The following is a 17,324-nucleotide window of genomic DNA, read 5'->3' as shown; positions in this document are numbered from 1 at the left end:
CAGAAAGGATCGCACATGAGCGATTATGCAGACCAAACGGTTGCCGTGCTGGCGGTCCAAGGCGCTTTTGCCGAGCACGAGGCAAGACTATTCGAGCTTGGCGCACACTGTATTGAGCTGAGGCAGGCGGCTGATTTGAAGCAGGACTTTGACCGTCTGGTGCTTCCCGGCGGCGAGTCTACCGTTCAAGGGAAGCTGCTTGATGAGTTGGGCATGCTCGAGGAGCTTCGTGCCCGTATCGCTGAAGGTATGCCCGTCCTGGGCACCTGCGCCGGCCTGATCCTACTGGCTCACGACCTTGCCGCCCATGACGATAAGGGCACGCCGCGTCTGGAAACCATGGATGTACTTGTCGAGCGCAATGCCTACGGCAGGCAGCTCGGCAGCTTTCGAACCAAGGGGCAGGTAGCCGGCATCGACGGTGAAGTGCCGCTGACGTTTATCCGCGCGCCCCGCATCGTCGAGGTCCACGGCGACGCCAAGGCCTTAGCGAAAGTCGACGGTCGTATTGTCGCCGCCCGTCAGGGCAACCAGCTCGGCGTAACCTTCCACCCCGAGCTCGACGACGATACCCGCCTCCACGAACTGTTCCTACAAATGTAGGCAGAATTTAAACGAGCGTGGATTTTCGGACATACAACAAATGAGAGTGGATAATCTCCCACTTTGAGCTTGAATGCAGGCTCAAACCGGGAGATTATCCACTCTCATGCTATGTAGTCATTGGGGACGCTCTTAAACGACTACTCAAACAAGAACGTTCCCAACGACTACATTGCGATAGACAACCACGTTTGCTCAGATAAAACCGACCAAAATAAACCTGTCCCTTTTTGGCAGGTTTTGATCAAGGCAACGCCGATGTTTTGGCAACGCCAGCGAGCGCCGCCCAGGGCGAACAAGTTGGCATGAAAAAGGCAAGGCATAGACCTTCTGGTCATGCCTTGCCTTTTGAATGACAAATTGTCGCCCTGGGTGGCGCGCAGCGTCAACTAGTTACGCGGTTCGTAGAACCGCGTAACCCCTAGAAGCGGTTACCGCGGAAGCCGCCGCCGTTGCGGCCGCCACGGTCGCCACCACGACCGCCGCGGTCGTTACCACGGTTGCCACCAAAGCCGCCGCGACCGCCACGGTCGCCGCCGCGGTCACCATAACCACCACGGTTGCCACCAAAGCCGCCGCGACCGCCACGGTCGCCGCCGCGGTCACCAAAGCCGCCACGGCCGCCGCGATCGCCACCGCGACCGCCGCGGTCACCGCCACGGCCACCGCGATCGCCAAAGCCGCCGCGACCGCCACGGTCGCCGCCACGGCCACCGCGATCGTCACGACCGCCGCGAGGACCGCGGTCCTCGTCCAGGCCCATGGCGACGAGCGGAGCGATAACCTTATCGAGAGCGGCCATCAGCTCGGTGGCCTCCTCGTAAGAAAGCTCGGGCAGAAGCTTCTCCTTCTTGTTGGCAAGCTCGACCAGGCCCTCAGCGGCATCCTCGGCAGCGAAGACGACGATCTTGCGCATATCGCCCTCGGCGTCGTCGATGCGGCCGACCAGATCGGCAGCCTCGGCCTCGGCCATCAGACCATCGAGCTCACGAAGGCGCATGCCCAGCAGGTCGGACATTTCCTTCTGCTCCATCTTGGGCTTGAGGTCAAGAAGCTTGATGGCGCGCTCGATGTTCGCCATGCGCTCGGCCTTGGCCTCCTCCTCCTTGGAAATAGCAAAGCGACGGCTACGCAGCAGGCGGGCGGCCTTCTGCATCTTGTCCATCAGCTCTTCGTCATCGTAATCAACGGTGGCCTCGACAACCTCGGCCTCCTCCTCGGCGGAAACCTCGTCAGCAGCCTCAACCTCGGCAGCTTCGGTCTCCACGGTCTCGACTGCCTCAACCTCGGCAGCCATGGTCTCGTTCTCGGTCTCGTTCATGATCTCTTCGTTCTCGGACATGAGACTCCTTCTTGGCCCTCTCGGGCATCATCGCCCCATTCGCGGGGCCCGTCGCGCACTCTTTGCGCTTTAAACATTCATGCCTCTCGGCAAAACGTCAATTAGTTTATGGTGTTGCCATCCAATCTAGCTGCAGAATCTATGTGCACACATTAATGCGACATGTGCGACTCGCGACGAGCGTACACCAGCGACGTCGCAGACCCGACCACGGCAATCACAGCCGCCACACGCACGGCAGCTGCAAATCCAATCGCCTGGGCAACGTCGGTCGCAGCGCCAGCCGCGCCGGCAGTCGCCGCAGAACTCGAGAGCAGACCGATAAACAGCGATGGGCCAAACGATGCGGCAATCATGTTCCACGTGTTAAGCAATGCCGTTCCGTGGGGATGCTCAGCGGCAGGCAGCGTCTCCAAGCCGGCCGTTTGCGAGGGGCTCAGCACCAAACCGACTCCGGCATACACCACAACGGTCAGCGCCACGACGACGCCGATGTTCATACTTGCCGCCGTCATCGAGATGGCAGTCTGCCCCACGGCAATCAAGGCAAAGCCGACCGGCAGCAGCGGCCATGCGCCACGGGCGTCCATCACGCGTCCGCCCACAATCGAGGTCACGGCGTTGCAGGCAATCGCCGGCAAAATGAGCAAGCCCGCAATAAGTGCGGTCATGCCGTATGCGCCCTCAAAATAGAGCGGCAACAAAACGCTCATCGAGAACGTCGTCATCATCGACACCACCACAAGCAGGCACGCGGGCCAAAAACGAACGCTCGCCATGGGACGCACGTTAAGCACCGGATGCTCGAGCTTGAGCTGACGGGCCGCAAACAGGCCGAGCAGCACAATGGCGGCGAAAAGCGCCACGATGCCGGCAATCGGATTGGTCGAGAACTCGCCTACGGAATACACGAATGCCGTAATGCCGGCGGCGAGCAAAACAACCGACAGAATATCAAGCGTGGTGCTCGAGCGCTCTCCGACATTCTGAACAAGCTTAACGCCCGCCGCAGCGACCACAATGCCGCCCACCAGCGGCACTACGAACACCGCCCTCCAGCCGAACAACGTGCACATAAGACCGCTGATTACGGGTCCAAACGCCGGCCCTAGCGTAATGCAGGCACCGCCCAGGCTAAGATACAGACCGAGCTTCTCGCGCGGGGCGCAAGACAGCACCACGTTCATCATGAGCGGGAACAAGATGCCCGATCCCGCAGCCTGCAAAATACGACTTGGTAGCAAAACGCTAAACGACGGAGCGATCAGACACAGGACTTCGCCGGCGACCATACATCCGCATGCGAAAAACAACAGCTTGCGCGTCGAGAAACGGCCGGACAGGAAGGCCATGATGGCCGTAAAGATCGACGTCACGATCATGTAGCCCGAAACGAGCCACTGCGCCGTGGTGGCACTCACCGAAAAGGCTGCCATAATGTCGTGCAACGCCACGTTAATGATGTTCTCGTTAAACGCGGCAACAAAGGCTGCAATATACATAACGACGAGAAGTGCCGCAGTGGCCGATGGCGTTGCTTGAACTTGTTGCTGAGATTTGCTCCCCATGCATTTCCTTCCTCTTGGAACGACAGTCGCATCGCCCCAGAGGAACAGTCCAGGGCGAAAAATGAGCCCTAGACTTACGCCAGACGCCGTACACGACGAATCTGGCAACATGGTCCAACGTCAAAAGATTGTAACGCGGACGCGCAGCTTTCCTTCCGCGCTATTATTAAAAGTCCACGAAAGCATAAGACATGAGGAGCCCGCCATGATTAAGCCCATCATGAAATCCGAGTTCTTTTTGCGCCTGCCTTCCGAAGACGCGGGGCCCGACGATGCCGCGACCGGGCAGGACCTCCTGGATACACTCCACGAGCATGAGCACGAGTGCGTGGGGCTCGCCGCCAACATGATCGGTGTGCGCAAACGCATCATCTGCGTAAAGGACGGCAACAGGGCGCTCCTGATGTACAACCCTCAAATTCTTGAACAGGTCAATGCCTATCAGACGAGCGAAGGATGCCTCTCGCTGATCGGCGAGCGTCCCTGCACCCGCTATCGCCGCATTAAGGTTGAGTATTTGGACGAGAACTTCGTCCACCGCATCAAAAACTTCTCGGGCTACACCGCCGAGATCATCCAGCACGAAATCGACCACTGTTGCGGAATCGTTATTTAGTTCCGCCGATTCAAGAAAGCTCCCTGCAGCAAAACAACTGCAGGGAGCTTTTCATAGTGCGGAACTTCTATCCCACTAGCTCTGGCGGTAATGATCGAAGAAGTCGGCGAGATCTTCGAGGGACTCTTTGAGCACTTCCATGCGCGGCAGGTACACGATACGGAAGTGATCGGGCTCGGCCCAGTTAAAGCCGCCGCCGCGCGTGATCAGGATCTTCTTCTCGTGCAGCAGGTCAAGGGCAAACTGCTCGTCGTCGGTGATGTTGAACTTCTTCACATCCATCTTGGGGAAGATGTAGAACGCCGCGCGCGGCTTGACCACCGAGATGCCGTCGATCTTGTTGAGCGCCTCATACACAAAGTTGCGCTGCTCGTAGACACGACCGCCGGGACGGATGTAGTCGTTGACCGACTGATGGCCGCCGAGCGCCGTCTGGACGATCGACTGAGCCGGGACATTAGAGCACAGGCGCATGTTCGAGAGCATGTTGATGCCCATAATAAAGTCGCTCATGCAGCGCTGGTTGCCCGAAAGCACCATCCAGCCAATACGGTAGCCCGCGATCATGTGCGACTTGGACAGGCCGCTAAAGGTGACGCAGGGCAGGTCGGGAGCGAGTGAAGCGATCGAGACATGCTCATAACCGTCCATGCACAGGCGGTCGTAGATCTCGTCGGCAAAGATCATCAGCTGATGCCTGCGCGCAATCTCGACGATGCCCTCGAGTACCTCGCGCGGATAGACCGAGCCCGTGGGGTTATTGGGGTTGATGATGACGAGGGCCTTGGTCGCGCTCGTGATCTTGGACTCCATATCCTCCAGGTCGGGATACCAATCCGCCTGCTCATCGCACAGATAATGTACGGGATGACCGCCAGCAAGGGTTGCGCACGCCGTCCAGAGCGGATAGTCGGGGCTGGGGATCAGAATCTCGTCGCCATTGTCGAGCAGCGCGTTCATCGAAAGCTGAATGAGCTCGGACACGCCGTTGCCCGTGTAGATATGCTCCATCTGAACGTTGGGCAGGCCCTTGATCTGCGAATACTGCATGATCGCCTTGCGCGCGGAGAACAGGCCACGCGAGTTGGAATAGCCTTCGCAGTCGGGCAGCTGCTGGCGCATGTCCTTGATGACCTCATCGGGTGTGCGGAAACCGAAGGGCGCCGGGTTGCCGATATTGAGCTTGAGGATGCGCTCGCCCTCGTCCTCCATACGGGCGGCCTCGTCGACGACGGGACCGCGCACGTCATACAGGACGTTATCGAGCTTGGTGGATTTAGAAAAAGTACGCATGGTGGTGCTCCTTGCAATTTGAGCTGAGGGATGGGGTTCGGGCTTGGAATCGTTGCGGGGTGATGATGCCTCGCCTTGATCGGCGTCGCCGGCAAGCAGCCAGGTAACATCGACCTCCAAAATACGGGCGAGCAGCTCGGCCACATCGCGCCGCGGGATCGTCTTGCCGCCCACATATTGGCTCATCTGACTCTTGCCGAGTTTTTTGCCGAGCATCTCCGATGCGCGGATCACGTCCGACTGGCGAACGTCGCGATCGGACATAGCCTGTCGCAGGCGATCGCTAAACGTCTCTTGGGCCACTAGAACCTCCTTGCTGGCAAAGTTCAATTTATAGAACACGAATTGAACCATGGTTCAATTTAGCAAGCAGTATAACGCGGCACCTCATTCGATAGTTCAATTTCATAAGAAAATGTACCGGACTCCGAGATTTGCCCAAAGCAGACAATGACATGCACGCGTTTAGAGGTATTCAAGGAATCGAGCAGCGGCAAGCGAAACGTCGGCCGTTCGATATATGGCGTTGATCTGCCGATGAGGATGTCCCTCGAGTGGGCGCACGGCAACATCGAACTGACAGCGGCGCAAGATGAGCGCGGGAAGAACACTCACGCCCAGGCCGTCCTCGACCATGGCCATAATCGCATAGTCATCCCAGGTCGACAGCTTAGAGCGCACCGCCAGGCCTGCGCGGCGAAACAGCGGCGTAATCTCGTCGTCGCTACCGCGTTCCAGCAGGATAAACTGCTCGTTGGCCAAATCGGCAAGGGAAACGACCTCCGCGGTGGCAAGCGAGGAGTCCGCTGGCACCACGGCCATCAGCTCGTCTTGCACCAACGGTCGCGACGCCATGCCGGCGCCGCGTGGCTCGCGCGGGATAAAGCCCAGGTCACAACGACCCTCAGCCACCCATTGTTCAATCTCTGAGTAATCACCCATCAGCAACTCATAATCGACGTCCGGATGATCGGCACGAAAGCGCGCAATCACCGGCGGCAGCACGTGGGTCGCCACGCTCGAAAACGTACCGATGCAGATTTTGCCGCGCATGAGCCCGCGCATCTCATCCACCCGTCGCTGCAAGCGAGTGAATTCCTCGCAGAGCGCCTCAACCGCCGGCATGACCTGCCGCCCGTCGGCAGAAAGCACTACGCCCTCGCGACTGCGGCCGAGCACCTTAAAGCCCCAATCGGCCTCAAGATCGGCCACCATACGGCTCACGCCCGACTGCGAATAGCTCAGGCGCTCGGCAGCACGCGTAAAGCTTCCGGCGCGCACCGTCTCCAGCAGCACCTGCATCTTTTGAATATTCGTTTCCACGACACGCCTCCACCTTTACATGAGTTTTTGTCATGTTATCCATGCATTATATTCGCTTTTCTTCTATAGCCAGTTCACCCATAGTGAACATGCTCGGATATAGAGGGGATGTCAGCGCATGAACAACGGACTGTTTACGTACTTAGCAGCATTGCTATTGTTTGGCTCTAACGGCATCATCGCCGCCGCCATCGCGCTGCCGAGCTCCGATATCGTGCTCCTGCGCACGTTTTTGGGCGCTCTCACCCTTGCCGCCGTCCTCTTCATAACCAAGCGCCATAACCTGCAGGCTCCGTCTCGCCCCCGCGAGGCCGCAGCACTCCTTCTCTCGGGAGCCGCGCTGGGTGCCAGCTGGATTTTTCTCTTCCGTGCCTACCAGACGATCGGCGTCGGCGTATCCTCGCTGCTGTACTACTGCGGCCCCATCATCGTCATGGCGCTCTCCCCGCTCATCTTTGGCGAAAAACTGACCGGCGGCAAAATCGCCGGCTTTATCGCCGTTGCTTGCGGTGCTTTTCTCATTGCAGCGCAAGGTCTAGGCGGCAATATGCCCATTGCGGGTATCGCCTGCGGCATCGCCTCGGCATTTTGCTATGCGCTGATGGTCATCGCCAGCAAGGGTGCGCCACACATCGAAGGCCTCGAAAACTCCACGCTCCAGGTGAGCGCCGCCTTTGCGACCGCGCTGGTCCTCACGCTCATCACGCAGGGCGCTCCCTCATTCCTGTCCGCCGGTGTCGCCGCCAGTATTGATTGGCGCGCCGTCATCATGCTCGGCGTCGTCAACACCGGCATCGGTTGCCTGCTCTATTTTAGTGCTGTCGCCAAGCTGCCCGTTCAGACCGTCGCGGTCGTCGGCTACCTCGAGCCGCTTTCGGCGGTCGTGTTCTCGGCCGTCCTTTTAGGCGAAGCCATAACACCGATCCGCCTGACGGGCGCCGCACTTATCATCGGCGGCGCGATTTTTTGCGAACTCGCCGGCAAACGCGCAAACGCCAAGGCTGGCATCGCCCAGACAGTGCGTGCTTAAAAGCCCCTGCTTTGAATGCTACCTGCGTAGATAAATAATCCCCAGCTGAGGATTATTGTCTAAAATAACCCGATGTGCCAAACTGCTCTTGTATATATAAAGACGGCATAAAGATTATCTGTCCTAGACAGATAACCAGATGTCCAAGGGAGTCCACGTGGCACACAACAAACTGGAGGCAAGCCCCCAAGACCAGCATGGTCAAGGCGGGCACGGAGCCATTCCCCTCTCCGCTGGCATGCTGCTCGTAACGCTCGGCGTCGTCTATGGTGACATCGGCACGAGCCCCATGTACACCATGAAATCAATCGTCGCCAACAACGGCGGCATCGGCACCGTCAGCGAGGACATGATTCTGGGCGCGCTTTCGCTCGTCATCTGGACCATGACGCTCGTGACCACGGTCAAGTACGTGGTAATCGCCATGAAGGCCGATAACCACAACGAAGGCGGCATCTTCGCCCTGTTTAGCCTGGTGCGAAAAGTAGCACCATGGCTGATCCTACCTGCCATGATCGGCGGCGCGGCGCTGCTCGCCGACGGCATCCTCACCCCCGCCGTCACGGTTACCACGGCCATCGAGGGCTTGCGCACTATCGAGTGGGGCCACGCGCTTTTGGGCGACGGCCAGACCAACGTCATCATCATCACCATCATCATTATCTGCGGCCTATTTGCCATGCAGCGCGCCGGTACCTCGTCGATCGGTAAGCTGTTCGGCCCGCTCATGACGCTGTGGTTCCTGTTCCTGGCAGGCGCCGGCCTGTTCAACATGCTCGGCAACCTGTCCATCTTGCGCGCGCTCAACCCCATCCGCGGCATCATGTTCCTGTTCTCGCCCATCAACCACTCGGGCATTATGGTGCTCGGCTTTGTCTTTCTGTCGACGACCGGCGCCGAGGCCCTCTACTCGGACATGGGCCACGTTGGCAAGGCAAACATCTATGCATCCTGGCCGTTTGTTAAGGCGGCCCTTATCCTCAACTATCTGGGTCAAGGCGCTTGGCTGCTCGCCAATAACTCCAACCCCCAGATGCTCGCGATGGATATCGTCAACCCGTTCTATATGATGCTTCCTGAGCCCCTGCGCCCCTTTGCCATCGTGCTTTCGGCCGTGGCGGCCATCATCGCCTCGCAGGCGCTCATTACCGGCTCGTTCTCGTTGGTTTCGGAGGCAACGCGCCTCAACCTTATGCCGCACCTGCGCATCCACTACCCCAGCGACACCAAGGGCCAGCTTTATATTCCACTCGTCAACAACATCATGTGGGTCGGCTGCATCTTCATCGTGCTGCTGTTCCAGAACTCCGAGCGCATGGAGAGCGCCTATGGCCTCGCCATTACCGTGACCATGCTTATGACCACGACGCTTTTGACGAGCTATATCGTCGGCATTCTCAAGCACAGACTGGGCGCCTGCGTCTTCGCCCTGCTTTTTGGCGCCATTGAGCTGTGCTTCTTCGCTTCGTGCCTCACCATGTTCTTTGACGGCGGCTATGTGATGATCTTCCTGGCCGCACTGCTGTTTGGCCTTATGTATGTGTGGCGTCGCGGCACCGCCATCGAGCGCACGCAGACGATTCTGCTGCCCGTCTCCAAGTACATCGACCAGCTCAATCGCCTGCGCAATGACGAGACCTATCCCGTGCTCGCCGACAATCTGGTATTTCTCACCAACAGCCCCGACCCGCTCACACTCGACCGCGACGTGCTCTATTCCATCCTGGACAAGCACCCCAAGCGCGCCAAGGCATATTGGTTCATCAACGTGCACGTTACCGACGAACCCTATACGCACGAGTATTCCGTCGAGACCTTTGGCACGGACTTTTTGTTCCGCGTGCGCCTGGACTTGGGCTTTAAGGTCAACCAGCGCGTCAACGCCTATCTGCGTCAGATCGTCGGCGACTTGATGGCATCGGGCGAGCTGCCGCCGCAACATCACACCTACTCCATCTACGAGACGCGCGGCAACGTAGGTGACTTCCGCTTTTGCATGCTGCGCAAGATGCTTGCCCCCGAAACGGACATCAACCGCAATGACCACCGCGTGATGGCCATCAAGTACGCCGTCCGCCGCGCCTGCGGAAGCCCGGCACGCTGGTACGGTCTCGAGAACTCGGCCATCATCATTGAGTACGTACCGCTCTTTGCCCGCATGCGCCCGGCCGTCAAACTTGTGCGCACCCAGGTGCCGCTCGAGGTCCAGATCGAAGAGGCCGAGGAAATGGAGGTCGACATTTTCTCGGACGACTTGGTCAACGGCAACGAGGCCGGCAAGAGCATGAACGTCGATCCCACCGAGCTGCTCGAGAGCGTCGCCGATACGCCCGAACAGCAACTCGACGGACTCGAGAGCACCCAGTTCAACGACGCCAACTTCTAACACGCCACCAGCCATTGACGACAACGGCCTCGCATCTCATAAGAGGTGCGAGGCCGTTTTATGTCGCAACGGACCAGTGAGCTACGAACGGCGCGGCTCGGGAACCACGAGCCTATCGGGGCTCGCGCCCTCGGCATCCATCAGGCTCACGTAGCGAATCGACGGATCCCCATACATCGCGTAGTAATAATTGCCCGTGCGCGCGCTAAAGCATCCGGTATAGATAGTCTTCTCGAACTTGCCATCGCCCATCCTGGACGCTCCCTCGATCATCACCACGCCCTCGAGCGAGCGGAACATGCGAACGACGTTTTCGGTCTCGCTCTCCTTTTGCGGGTAATTGGCATTGAGGTACGCCGCCTTTACAAAACGGCTCGGCGAATAGCAATCGCCCGGAATGCCGCGCATGCCGGCACCGGCTCCATAGGGCTTAAGCTCGGCGCCACGCCATGTCGCCGTCTGCGGAAAATCGCTTGTGGCGGTGATATAGGTGCGCAGGTTTTCCATGTGCCACGGGAAGGTCGGCTGGTTGGCAAGGGTGTCGACCGGATCGTCGTATACATGCAGGCCGTCAGCCATCATCTCGACCACGATGCTGCGCTGGCTGTCGCCGATAATCCAATGAAGCAGCGACACGCCCAGCCCCTCTCCGGCAGATTTGGCGACAATCACCGTGTCGCGCAGCGCGGCCTCGACCTCATCGACCGTCGAGAACGTCGCTGCCACCCACAGGGGAAACTCATAGGCCGCGATATTGGTCTTTCCATCAACCGGGCCCTCGGCATACTCGGCATAGCCGGGAAAGTTGAGCCCCGCCACAGCCAGACCCGCATCGTTACCACAGTCGAAAAACATGGGATAGTTCTTGTAATCGATGCACATGCCGATTACCGCGTGTGCCGCCGACGCATCGTCGATAAACGAATACGGGATGTGAAACCCGCGCGGCATCACGCGAACCTGTTGGCCGTAGTCAAAGCTCCAGTCGAGGTTGCGGCCTAGATACATGTGGCCAGAATTATCGGTAAATCGAATGCTCGTACACATAGCGCCTCCTAGCTTTACGTTCTTGCTAAGCTCATTGTCACCAAACAAAAAGGCGCTAAACACAAAAGCCCGGACATGACAACAATGTCACGCCCGGACCAAAAGAGACGAAGTGCGGTGCTTTGGTCCCCTTAGACCAACTTTCCAAGACAGTGGTCGATCATATGCTGGACCATCTGCGCCTCGAAGCCCACAAAGTCCTGCTTGCGCTCGCGCATCTTGCCATCGACGATCTGGTCAAAGGCAACCTTGCACTTGATATAGCGCGTGGACTTGGTGACCTCCTCGTGCGTCAGGCAGCTCTCCTCCATCTTGCTGGCGCCCAGGCCAAACACCAGACGGGGGTTGTAGAGCACGTGGGGCTCGCCGGCATCGTCCAGGTAGACGCAGACCTTCTTGGTAACGCCAATCTGATTGGCGGCCAAGCAGCCGGCATCATCGAGCGACTTGATGGTATCAATCAGATCCTGAGCGACCGATTCGTCCTCGACAGTCGCAACCTCGCAACGCTGAGACAGGATAGCCTCGTCGCGGCAGAGCTCTTTAATCATACGTTCCTCCATAGGGGTCGTTGTAACCGCTTAAGTATACGGTACCTACACAATTTCATGCGAAAGATACCGCCCGTCCGTTACAAACCGCCGAACATCAACATGTGAGGAACACCAACTTCACAAAGGCGATATAGTGGGTGAGTTCGTGTCAATCGGCCTAAACTCGGGGCCGAACAAGGAAAGGGTATGCATGGACGAACTATTTCACGTCAGTGAGCGCAAGTCCACAATCGGGACCGAACTTCGCGCTGGACTGACAACATTCCTGGCGATGGCCTACATCATCGCCGTCAACCCCGCGGTACTCTCGGGCGCTGGCATCGATGCGGGAGCGCTCGCCTGCGCCACCTGCCTGGGCGCCGGCATCATGACCATCTGCATGGGCATCTTCGCAAACCGCCCGCTCGCCTGCGCGTCGGGCCTGGGCATCAACGCCATGATCGCGGGCATCGCCACCACCATGTGCGGCGGCGACTGGCACGTGGCCATGAGCGTTATCTTCCTCGAGGGCATCGTCATCTTGCTGCTCGTCCTGTGCGGCCTGCGCGAGGCCATCATGGACGCCATCCCCGTGGTCCTGCGCCACGCCATCTCGGTGGGCCTGGGCCTGTTTATCGCCATGATCGGCCTGTGCGACGCCGGCATCATCACCGCTGGCGCCGGCACGCTCGTCGGCTTGGGTGACATCACCTCCCCCACCTTTATCGTCGGCATCATCTCCATCGTCGTGACGGTTGCCCTGGCTTCCCGCAACGTGCCGGGCTCGCTGCTCATCGGCATCATCGTCGCCGTTATCGCCGGTATCCCGCTGGGCGTCACCCATGCGCCCGAGGGCCTCATCGCACCGCTCGACTTCTCGACCTTTGGCGCCCCGTTTGCCAGCACCGCCGACGGCAACATGGCCATCGTGAAAGTTCTGACCGACCCGATGCTGCTCGTCGTTGCCTTCTCGCTGCTCATGAGCGACTTCTTCGACACCATGGGCACCGCGATGGCCGTCGCCAAGCAGGGCGAGTTCCTGACCGAGGACGGCAATGTCGAGGACATCCGTCCCATCCTGGTCGTCGACTCCGTGGCCGCTGCTGCCGGTGGCTTTATGGGCGTCTCCTCCATCACTACCTTCGTCGAGTCCACCTCTGGCGCTGCCGACGGTGGTCGCACGGGCCTCACCTCCGTCACCACCGGCGTGCTGTTCATTCTCGCCGCGTTCTTCTCCCCCATCGTCACCATCGTTTCCAGTGCCGCCACCTGCGGTGCTCTGGTCTACGTCGGCTACCTCATGATGAGCGAGGCCTCCGAGATCGACTGGTCCGACGTGTCGCAGGGCTTCCCGGCGTTCATGATTGTCGCCGGCGTGCCCTTCACCTACTCCATCTCTGCCGGCATTGGTCTGGGCTTTATCGCCTACGTGGTCGTCGCGCTCTTTAAGGGCGAGGCATCCAAGATCAAGCCGCTCATGTGGATCGCAGCCCTTGCCTTCCTCGTCTACTTCTTTGTAGCGTAACGGCAAAGCTGCCAAAGCAGAACGCCAAAGCGCGGAGTCGCATCGAGCGGCTCCGCGCTTTTCTTTTAAGCCCAGGCAACGCACGGACGCGCGATGTATTGCTTCCCAAGTTTTGGACATTTTGCCCTCCAAACGGCACTACCGCCGGCTACATCCTGCAGATATGCTGGGCGTAATCGCATAGGCCCTATGAGGATGGGAGTAACCATGGCCGCCTTGTTCACGACCCCCAAGCGCAATGACAAAACCTCTGGAGCCCATTTTGTCGAGCCCGACGTGCGCCGTCGCACGCTGCTCGCACACGGCAGCTGGCGCCGCGTGACCCGCCGCATCGTCGTGGGCGCCGTATGCGCGCTCACGGTGAGCTCGCTGCTCATGCCGAGCGTCTCGCTTGCGGCCGAGCGGGTGGAAGTCGGCGGAGCCTGGTATGACACCGCGGCAGGCGACGAGGCCGGCACCTGGTCGTGGAACGGCGCCGACGACATGAAGCTCAACGGCTATAACGGCGGCGCGATCGTGGCCGAGGGCAAGCTCAACGTGAGCTACTCAGGCAACAACACCGTCACTAACGACGACGGCCTCGGTATCGAGGTTGTGGATGGCACGAACGAGAACGCCGAGCTCAACATCCAAGGCGACGCGTCCAGTACGCTCAACGTGACGTCTTCCAGCGACGCCATCTGGTCTGAAGGCGACATTAACATCGACGGCGCTGGCACCGTCAACGCCACGAGCACCGAGTCCGATGCTATCGATGCCAAGGGCGATCTCACCATCAAGGGTTCGGGCAACGTTAACGCCACAGGTGATTCGGACGGCATCAGGGCCGACGACAACATCACAATCGACAGCAGCGGAACCGTCACCGCCAAGGCTACCGAGGATGAAGGTATCGATGCCAACGAGAACCTCACCATAAAGGGCGGCGGCAAGGTAGAGGTAAGCTCCGTCAAGGACAAGGCGATCGAGGCCGACAGCAACATCGAGATTTCGGGCGGCAGCCAGGTCAAGGCAAGCTCCAAGGAAGATTATGCCGTCAAGGCCTATGGCGGTCTCACGGTCACGGACGCATCCCTTGACGCAACCGGCGTTGGATATGGCATCTATACCTACAAGGGCATCACGCTCGATGGCGCGACCGTGACGGTCCGCGCAAGCTCAGATGGCGGGGAGGTCATCGCCCTCTACACCGACGAGGACGACATCGTCATCAAGAACGGTTCAATCGTAGATGCGTTCGCAGAAGGCAGGCTCTCGGTTGCAATCTCCACCAGAAACTTCAACCCCAACGAAGCGGGTGGCCACATCTACATCAGCAACTCCGTTGTTAAGGCAATAGCCCGCTATGCCGAGACCGGCGGCGATGGCCCCGACCACTACAGCACAGACCAGAACGACGGAATCATCCCTGAGTCCGAGGGCCTGAACATCGGCATCTACGCATCGACCCACGAGGGCATCACGCCCGCGACCATCTCGATCGTCCGCAGCAAGGTCACGGCCGAGGGAGACACTGTGGCAATCATCGCCCTTGCCATGAGCGCGGACGGCGAGGCGATCGGCACCATCGAAATCAAGGACGCCATCATCCAGACGCCTGCAGGCGGCAAAGTCATTGACTATCGCAACAAGGAAGAGCTCAGCGACGGCATCGTCTACGAGGCGGGGCAGACCATTGGCACGGGCGATGCCACGATTGACTCCCCCTATGACGCCGCTGTCGCCAAGAGCACGGTCATCGTGCCTCCCGAGGAGACCAAGCCCGAGGAGAAGCCAGGCGAGACCAAGCCCGAGGGTTCCAAGCCCGAGGGTTCCAAGTCCGAGGGCACGAAGACGACCAAGACCATTGCAGTTGCAGCCACGGGAGCCAAGACCACCGGCAAGCTCGCGGCAACCGGCGACGCCTCGAACGCAGCCATCGTGGCAACCGCCCTTGCAGGAACAGCCGCCATCGCCGCGGGCGCCGTGGTGAGCCGCAAGCGCTCGTAAACACTTTTTCGCACGGGACGGGTGGATCGCGGCCCTTGCCTTCCTCGTCTACTTCTTCGTAGCGTAAGGGCAAGGCTGCAAAAGCTGAACAATAAAGCGCGGAGTCGCCATGCGGCCCCGCGCTTTTCTTTTAGCGCCGGTCCCTGCGCCGGCGTGCGGCCTATTTCTCCCCCATTTTGGCCATTTTGCCCTCCAAACGGCACTACCGCCGGCAATATCCAGCAGATACGCTGAATCTAGTCGTATAGGCCCTATGAGAACGGGAGCAACCATGGCAGCCTTGTTCACGACCCCCAAACGCAATGACACTACCGCCGGAACCCATGTTGCCGAACCCGACGTTCGCCGTCGCATAGGACTCGCGCACGGCAGCTGGCGCCGCGTGACGCGCCGCATCGTCGCGGGCGCCGTGTGCGCGCTCACGGTGAGCTCGCTGCTCATGCCGAGCGTCTCGCTCGCAGCGGAATGGGTCAAGGTCGGCGGCAACAAGTACAACACCGCGGCGAGCGACGAGGCCGGTACCTGGTCGTGGGACGGCGCCGACGACTTGAAGCTCAACAACTATAACGGCGGCGAGATCCAGGCCGCAGGCAAGCTCAACGTGAATTACTCGGGAACCAACATCGTCACTGCCGAATGGATCGAAAGCATCAACGTTTCTCATGGCACTAACGAGAATGCCGAGCTCAATATCCAAGGCGACGAGGGCGGCACGCTCAGCGTGACATCTACTGAGGACGCTATCCTCTCCACGGGTAATATCAACATCGACGGAGCCGGATCCGTCAACGCCACGAGCACTGGGTTTGATGCCATCAATGCCGGAGGTGATCTCGCTATCAAAGGTTCGGGCAACGTCAACGCCACGGGTGCATCGGATGGCATCAGGGCAAACGGCAATATCACGATTGACGACAGCGGAGCCGTCACCGCCAGGGCTACCAAGGACAAGGGTATTGGAGCCGACAAGAACCTCACCATCAAGGGTGGCGGGACGGTCGAGGCAAGCTCAGCCGATGGTGAGGCCCTTTGGAGCGGCGGTAATATCAACATCTCGGACGGCAGCCAGGTCAAGGCAAGCTCCGAGAAAGACGCTGCCGTCGAGGCCAAGGGCAGCCTCGCAGCCACAAACGCCTCCCTCAACGTAAACGGTGTTGAATATGGCGTCTATGCCCACAAGGGCATCACCCTCGACCATGCAAACGTGACGGTCCGTGCAAGTAAAGGCAGATACGGTGGCGCCATTGCCCTCTTCACCTACCAAGACGATATCGTCGTCAAGAACGGCTCCACCGTGGACGCGTTTGCGGAAGGCGAGGTTTCGGCTGCATTCTCCACCAGAAACGATCGACCCAACGAGGAGGGTGGCCACATCTACATCAGCGACTCCGTTGTCAAGGCCATAGCCCGCTATGTCGAGAACGGCGACGGCCCCATCCCCTACAGCGAAAACCAAGATGGTGAGACGAGCCCCGAGCCCCAAGGCGAGAACATCGGCATCATCGCCCAGACCAGCGAGGGCGTCACACCCGCAGTCATCTCGATCATCCGCAGCAAGGTAACGGCCGAAGGAGATACAGCGGCAATCTTTGCCCGTGCCATGAGCGCTGACGGCAAGACAATCGGCACCATCAAGATTGAGAACGCCGCCATCCAGACGCCCGAAGGCGGCAAGGTCATTGACTATCGCAAGCTCCGTGACGGCATCTACGAGGCAGGCCAAGCCATCGGCACGGGCGACGCTGTGATCGACTCCCCCTATAACGAAGCTGTCGCCAAGAGCATGGTCATCGCACCTCCCGAGGTAGCCAAGCCGGAAGACCCCAAGCCCGACGAGACCAAGCCCGCAGAAAGCAAGCCCGCGGAGTCCAAGCAGAACCCCAAGCCTGAGGGCTCAAAGCCGACCAAGGCCGTTGCGGCTTCAACCACGAAAGCCAAGACTACCGGCGTGCTCGCGGCAACCGGCGACACCTCGGATGCGGCCATCGTGGCAACCGTCCTTGCGGGAACAGCCGCCATCGCCGCAGGCGCCGTGGTGAGCCGCAAGCGCTCATAGACGCCCTTCATAC

The 17,324-nt window shown here is 59.6% G+C and carries 13 protein-coding genes; 7 read left to right on the top strand and 6 right to left on the bottom strand.

From position 1 onward, the window contains the following. The first annotated feature begins 15 nt into the window (after positions 1-15). Positions 16-603, top strand: a complete 588-nt coding sequence (gene pdxT, locus OIL88_04305) for a pyridoxal 5'-phosphate synthase glutaminase subunit PdxT (GenBank protein ID HJI71594.1) — start codon at positions 16-18, stop codon at positions 601-603. Positions 604-1,024: 421 nt separating this feature from the next. Here the strand turns inward: pdxT and OIL88_04300 are convergent, their stop codons facing one another. Continuing rightward, positions 1,025-1,945: a hypothetical protein gene (locus OIL88_04300; GenBank protein ID HJI71593.1), complete on the bottom strand. Its 921-nt coding sequence runs from the start codon at positions 1,943-1,945 to the stop codon at positions 1,025-1,027. Between the two features lie 152 nt (positions 1,946-2,097). Then, the gene (locus OIL88_04295) at positions 2,098-3,513 is read right to left on the bottom strand and encodes an MFS transporter (GenBank protein HJI71592.1); all 1,416 of its coding nucleotides are present in this window, start codon (positions 3,511-3,513) and stop codon (positions 2,098-2,100) included. Positions 3,514-3,718: 205 nt separating this feature from the next. Between OIL88_04295 and OIL88_04290 the strand changes: the two genes are divergently transcribed. Further along, complete coding sequence (locus OIL88_04290; GenBank protein HJI71591.1) at positions 3,719-4,129, top strand: peptide deformylase; 411 nt, start codon at positions 3,719-3,721, stop codon at positions 4,127-4,129. Positions 4,130-4,204: 75 nt separating this feature from the next. Here the strand turns inward: OIL88_04290 and OIL88_04285 are convergent, their stop codons facing one another. Together OIL88_04285 and OIL88_04280 are read right to left on the bottom strand one after the other, a co-directional pair. Beyond that, positions 4,205-5,422, bottom strand: a complete 1,218-nt coding sequence (locus tag OIL88_04285; GenBank protein ID HJI71590.1) for an aminotransferase class I/II-fold pyridoxal phosphate-dependent enzyme — start codon at positions 5,420-5,422, stop codon at positions 4,205-4,207. A 465-nt stretch (positions 5,423-5,887) separates the two neighbouring features. After that, positions 5,888-6,745 carry a LysR family transcriptional regulator gene (locus OIL88_04280; protein ID HJI71589.1) on the bottom strand — a complete coding sequence of 286 codons (858 nt, stop codon included), beginning with the start codon at positions 6,743-6,745 and terminating at the stop codon, positions 5,888-5,890. Positions 6,746-6,863: 118 nt separating this feature from the next. Here OIL88_04280 and OIL88_04275 point away from each other — a divergent pair, with 118 nt between their 5' ends. Further along, positions 6,864-7,775: a DMT family transporter gene (locus OIL88_04275; GenBank protein HJI71588.1), complete on the top strand. Its 912-nt coding sequence runs from the start codon at positions 6,864-6,866 to the stop codon at positions 7,773-7,775. Positions 7,776-8,013: 238 nt separating this feature from the next. Then, complete coding sequence (locus OIL88_04270; protein ID HJI71587.1) at positions 8,014-10,161, top strand: KUP/HAK/KT family potassium transporter; 2,148 nt, start codon at positions 8,014-8,016, stop codon at positions 10,159-10,161. Positions 10,162-10,242: 81 nt separating this feature from the next. Here the strand turns inward: OIL88_04270 and bsh are convergent, their stop codons facing one another. Further along, positions 10,243-11,208: a choloylglycine hydrolase gene (gene bsh, locus OIL88_04265; protein HJI71586.1), complete on the bottom strand. Its 966-nt coding sequence runs from the start codon at positions 11,206-11,208 to the stop codon at positions 10,243-10,245. Positions 11,209-11,339: 131 nt separating this feature from the next. Beyond that, the gene (locus tag OIL88_04260) at positions 11,340-11,759 is read right to left on the bottom strand and encodes a peptide deformylase (GenBank protein HJI71585.1); all 420 of its coding nucleotides are present in this window, start codon (positions 11,757-11,759) and stop codon (positions 11,340-11,342) included. A 193-nt stretch (positions 11,760-11,952) separates the two neighbouring features. Between OIL88_04260 and OIL88_04255 the strand changes: the two genes are divergently transcribed. The 3 genes from OIL88_04255 to OIL88_04245 all read left to right on the top strand — a co-directional run bounded on the left by OIL88_04255 (position 11,953) and on the right by OIL88_04245 (position 17,311). Then, on the top strand, positions 11,953-13,266 hold the full coding sequence (locus OIL88_04255; protein ID HJI71584.1) for an NCS2 family permease: 1,314 nt from the start codon (positions 11,953-11,955) through the stop codon (positions 13,264-13,266). A 207-nt stretch (positions 13,267-13,473) separates the two neighbouring features. After that, positions 13,474-15,255, top strand: coding sequence for a carbohydrate-binding domain-containing protein (locus OIL88_04250; GenBank protein HJI71583.1), 1,782 nt, complete (start codon positions 13,474-13,476; stop codon positions 15,253-15,255). 271 nt (positions 15,256-15,526) lie between these two features. Continuing rightward, positions 15,527-17,311 carry a carbohydrate-binding domain-containing protein gene (locus OIL88_04245; GenBank protein ID HJI71582.1) on the top strand — a complete coding sequence of 595 codons (1,785 nt, stop codon included), beginning with the start codon at positions 15,527-15,529 and terminating at the stop codon, positions 17,309-17,311. Positions 17,312-17,324: the final 13 nt, after the last annotated feature.

The organism is Coriobacteriaceae bacterium (assembly GCA_025992855.1).
In the GTDB taxonomy this organism is placed as follows: domain Bacteria; phylum Actinomycetota; class Coriobacteriia; order Coriobacteriales; family Coriobacteriaceae; genus Collinsella.
Note: the sequence above shows the minus strand (reverse complement) of the source record. Positions and strands in the feature narration are given on the sequence as shown.

Excerpts from the sequence above, each read along its gene's own strand:
- OIL88_04300 (HJI71593.1), bottom strand. The coding sequence starts at position 1,945 with ATGTCCGAGAACGAAGAGATCATGAACGAGACCGAGAACGAGACCATG.
- OIL88_04255 (HJI71584.1), top strand. The coding sequence starts at position 11,953 with ATGGACGAACTATTTCACGTCAGTGAGCGCAAGTCCACAATCGGGACC.
- OIL88_04245 (HJI71582.1), top strand. The coding sequence starts at position 15,527 with ATGGCAGCCTTGTTCACGACCCCCAAACGCAATGACACTACCGCCGGA.
- OIL88_04290 (HJI71591.1), top strand. The coding sequence starts at position 3,719 with ATGATTAAGCCCATCATGAAATCCGAGTTCTTTTTGCGCCTGCCTTCC.
- OIL88_04295 (HJI71592.1), bottom strand. The coding sequence starts at position 3,513 with ATGGGGAGCAAATCTCAGCAACAAGTTCAAGCAACGCCATCGGCCACT.
- bsh (HJI71586.1), bottom strand. The coding sequence starts at position 11,208 with ATGTGTACGAGCATTCGATTTACCGATAATTCTGGCCACATGTATCTA.
- OIL88_04275 (HJI71588.1), top strand. The coding sequence starts at position 6,864 with ATGAACAACGGACTGTTTACGTACTTAGCAGCATTGCTATTGTTTGGC.
- OIL88_04285 (HJI71590.1), bottom strand. The coding sequence starts at position 5,422 with ATGCGTACTTTTTCTAAATCCACCAAGCTCGATAACGTCCTGTATGAC.
- OIL88_04260 (HJI71585.1), bottom strand. The coding sequence starts at position 11,759 with ATGATTAAAGAGCTCTGCCGCGACGAGGCTATCCTGTCTCAGCGTTGC.
- OIL88_04270 (HJI71587.1), top strand. The coding sequence starts at position 8,014 with ATGCTGCTCGTAACGCTCGGCGTCGTCTATGGTGACATCGGCACGAGC.
- pdxT (HJI71594.1), top strand. The coding sequence starts at position 16 with ATGAGCGATTATGCAGACCAAACGGTTGCCGTGCTGGCGGTCCAAGGC.
- OIL88_04250 (HJI71583.1), top strand. The coding sequence starts at position 13,474 with ATGGCCGCCTTGTTCACGACCCCCAAGCGCAATGACAAAACCTCTGGA.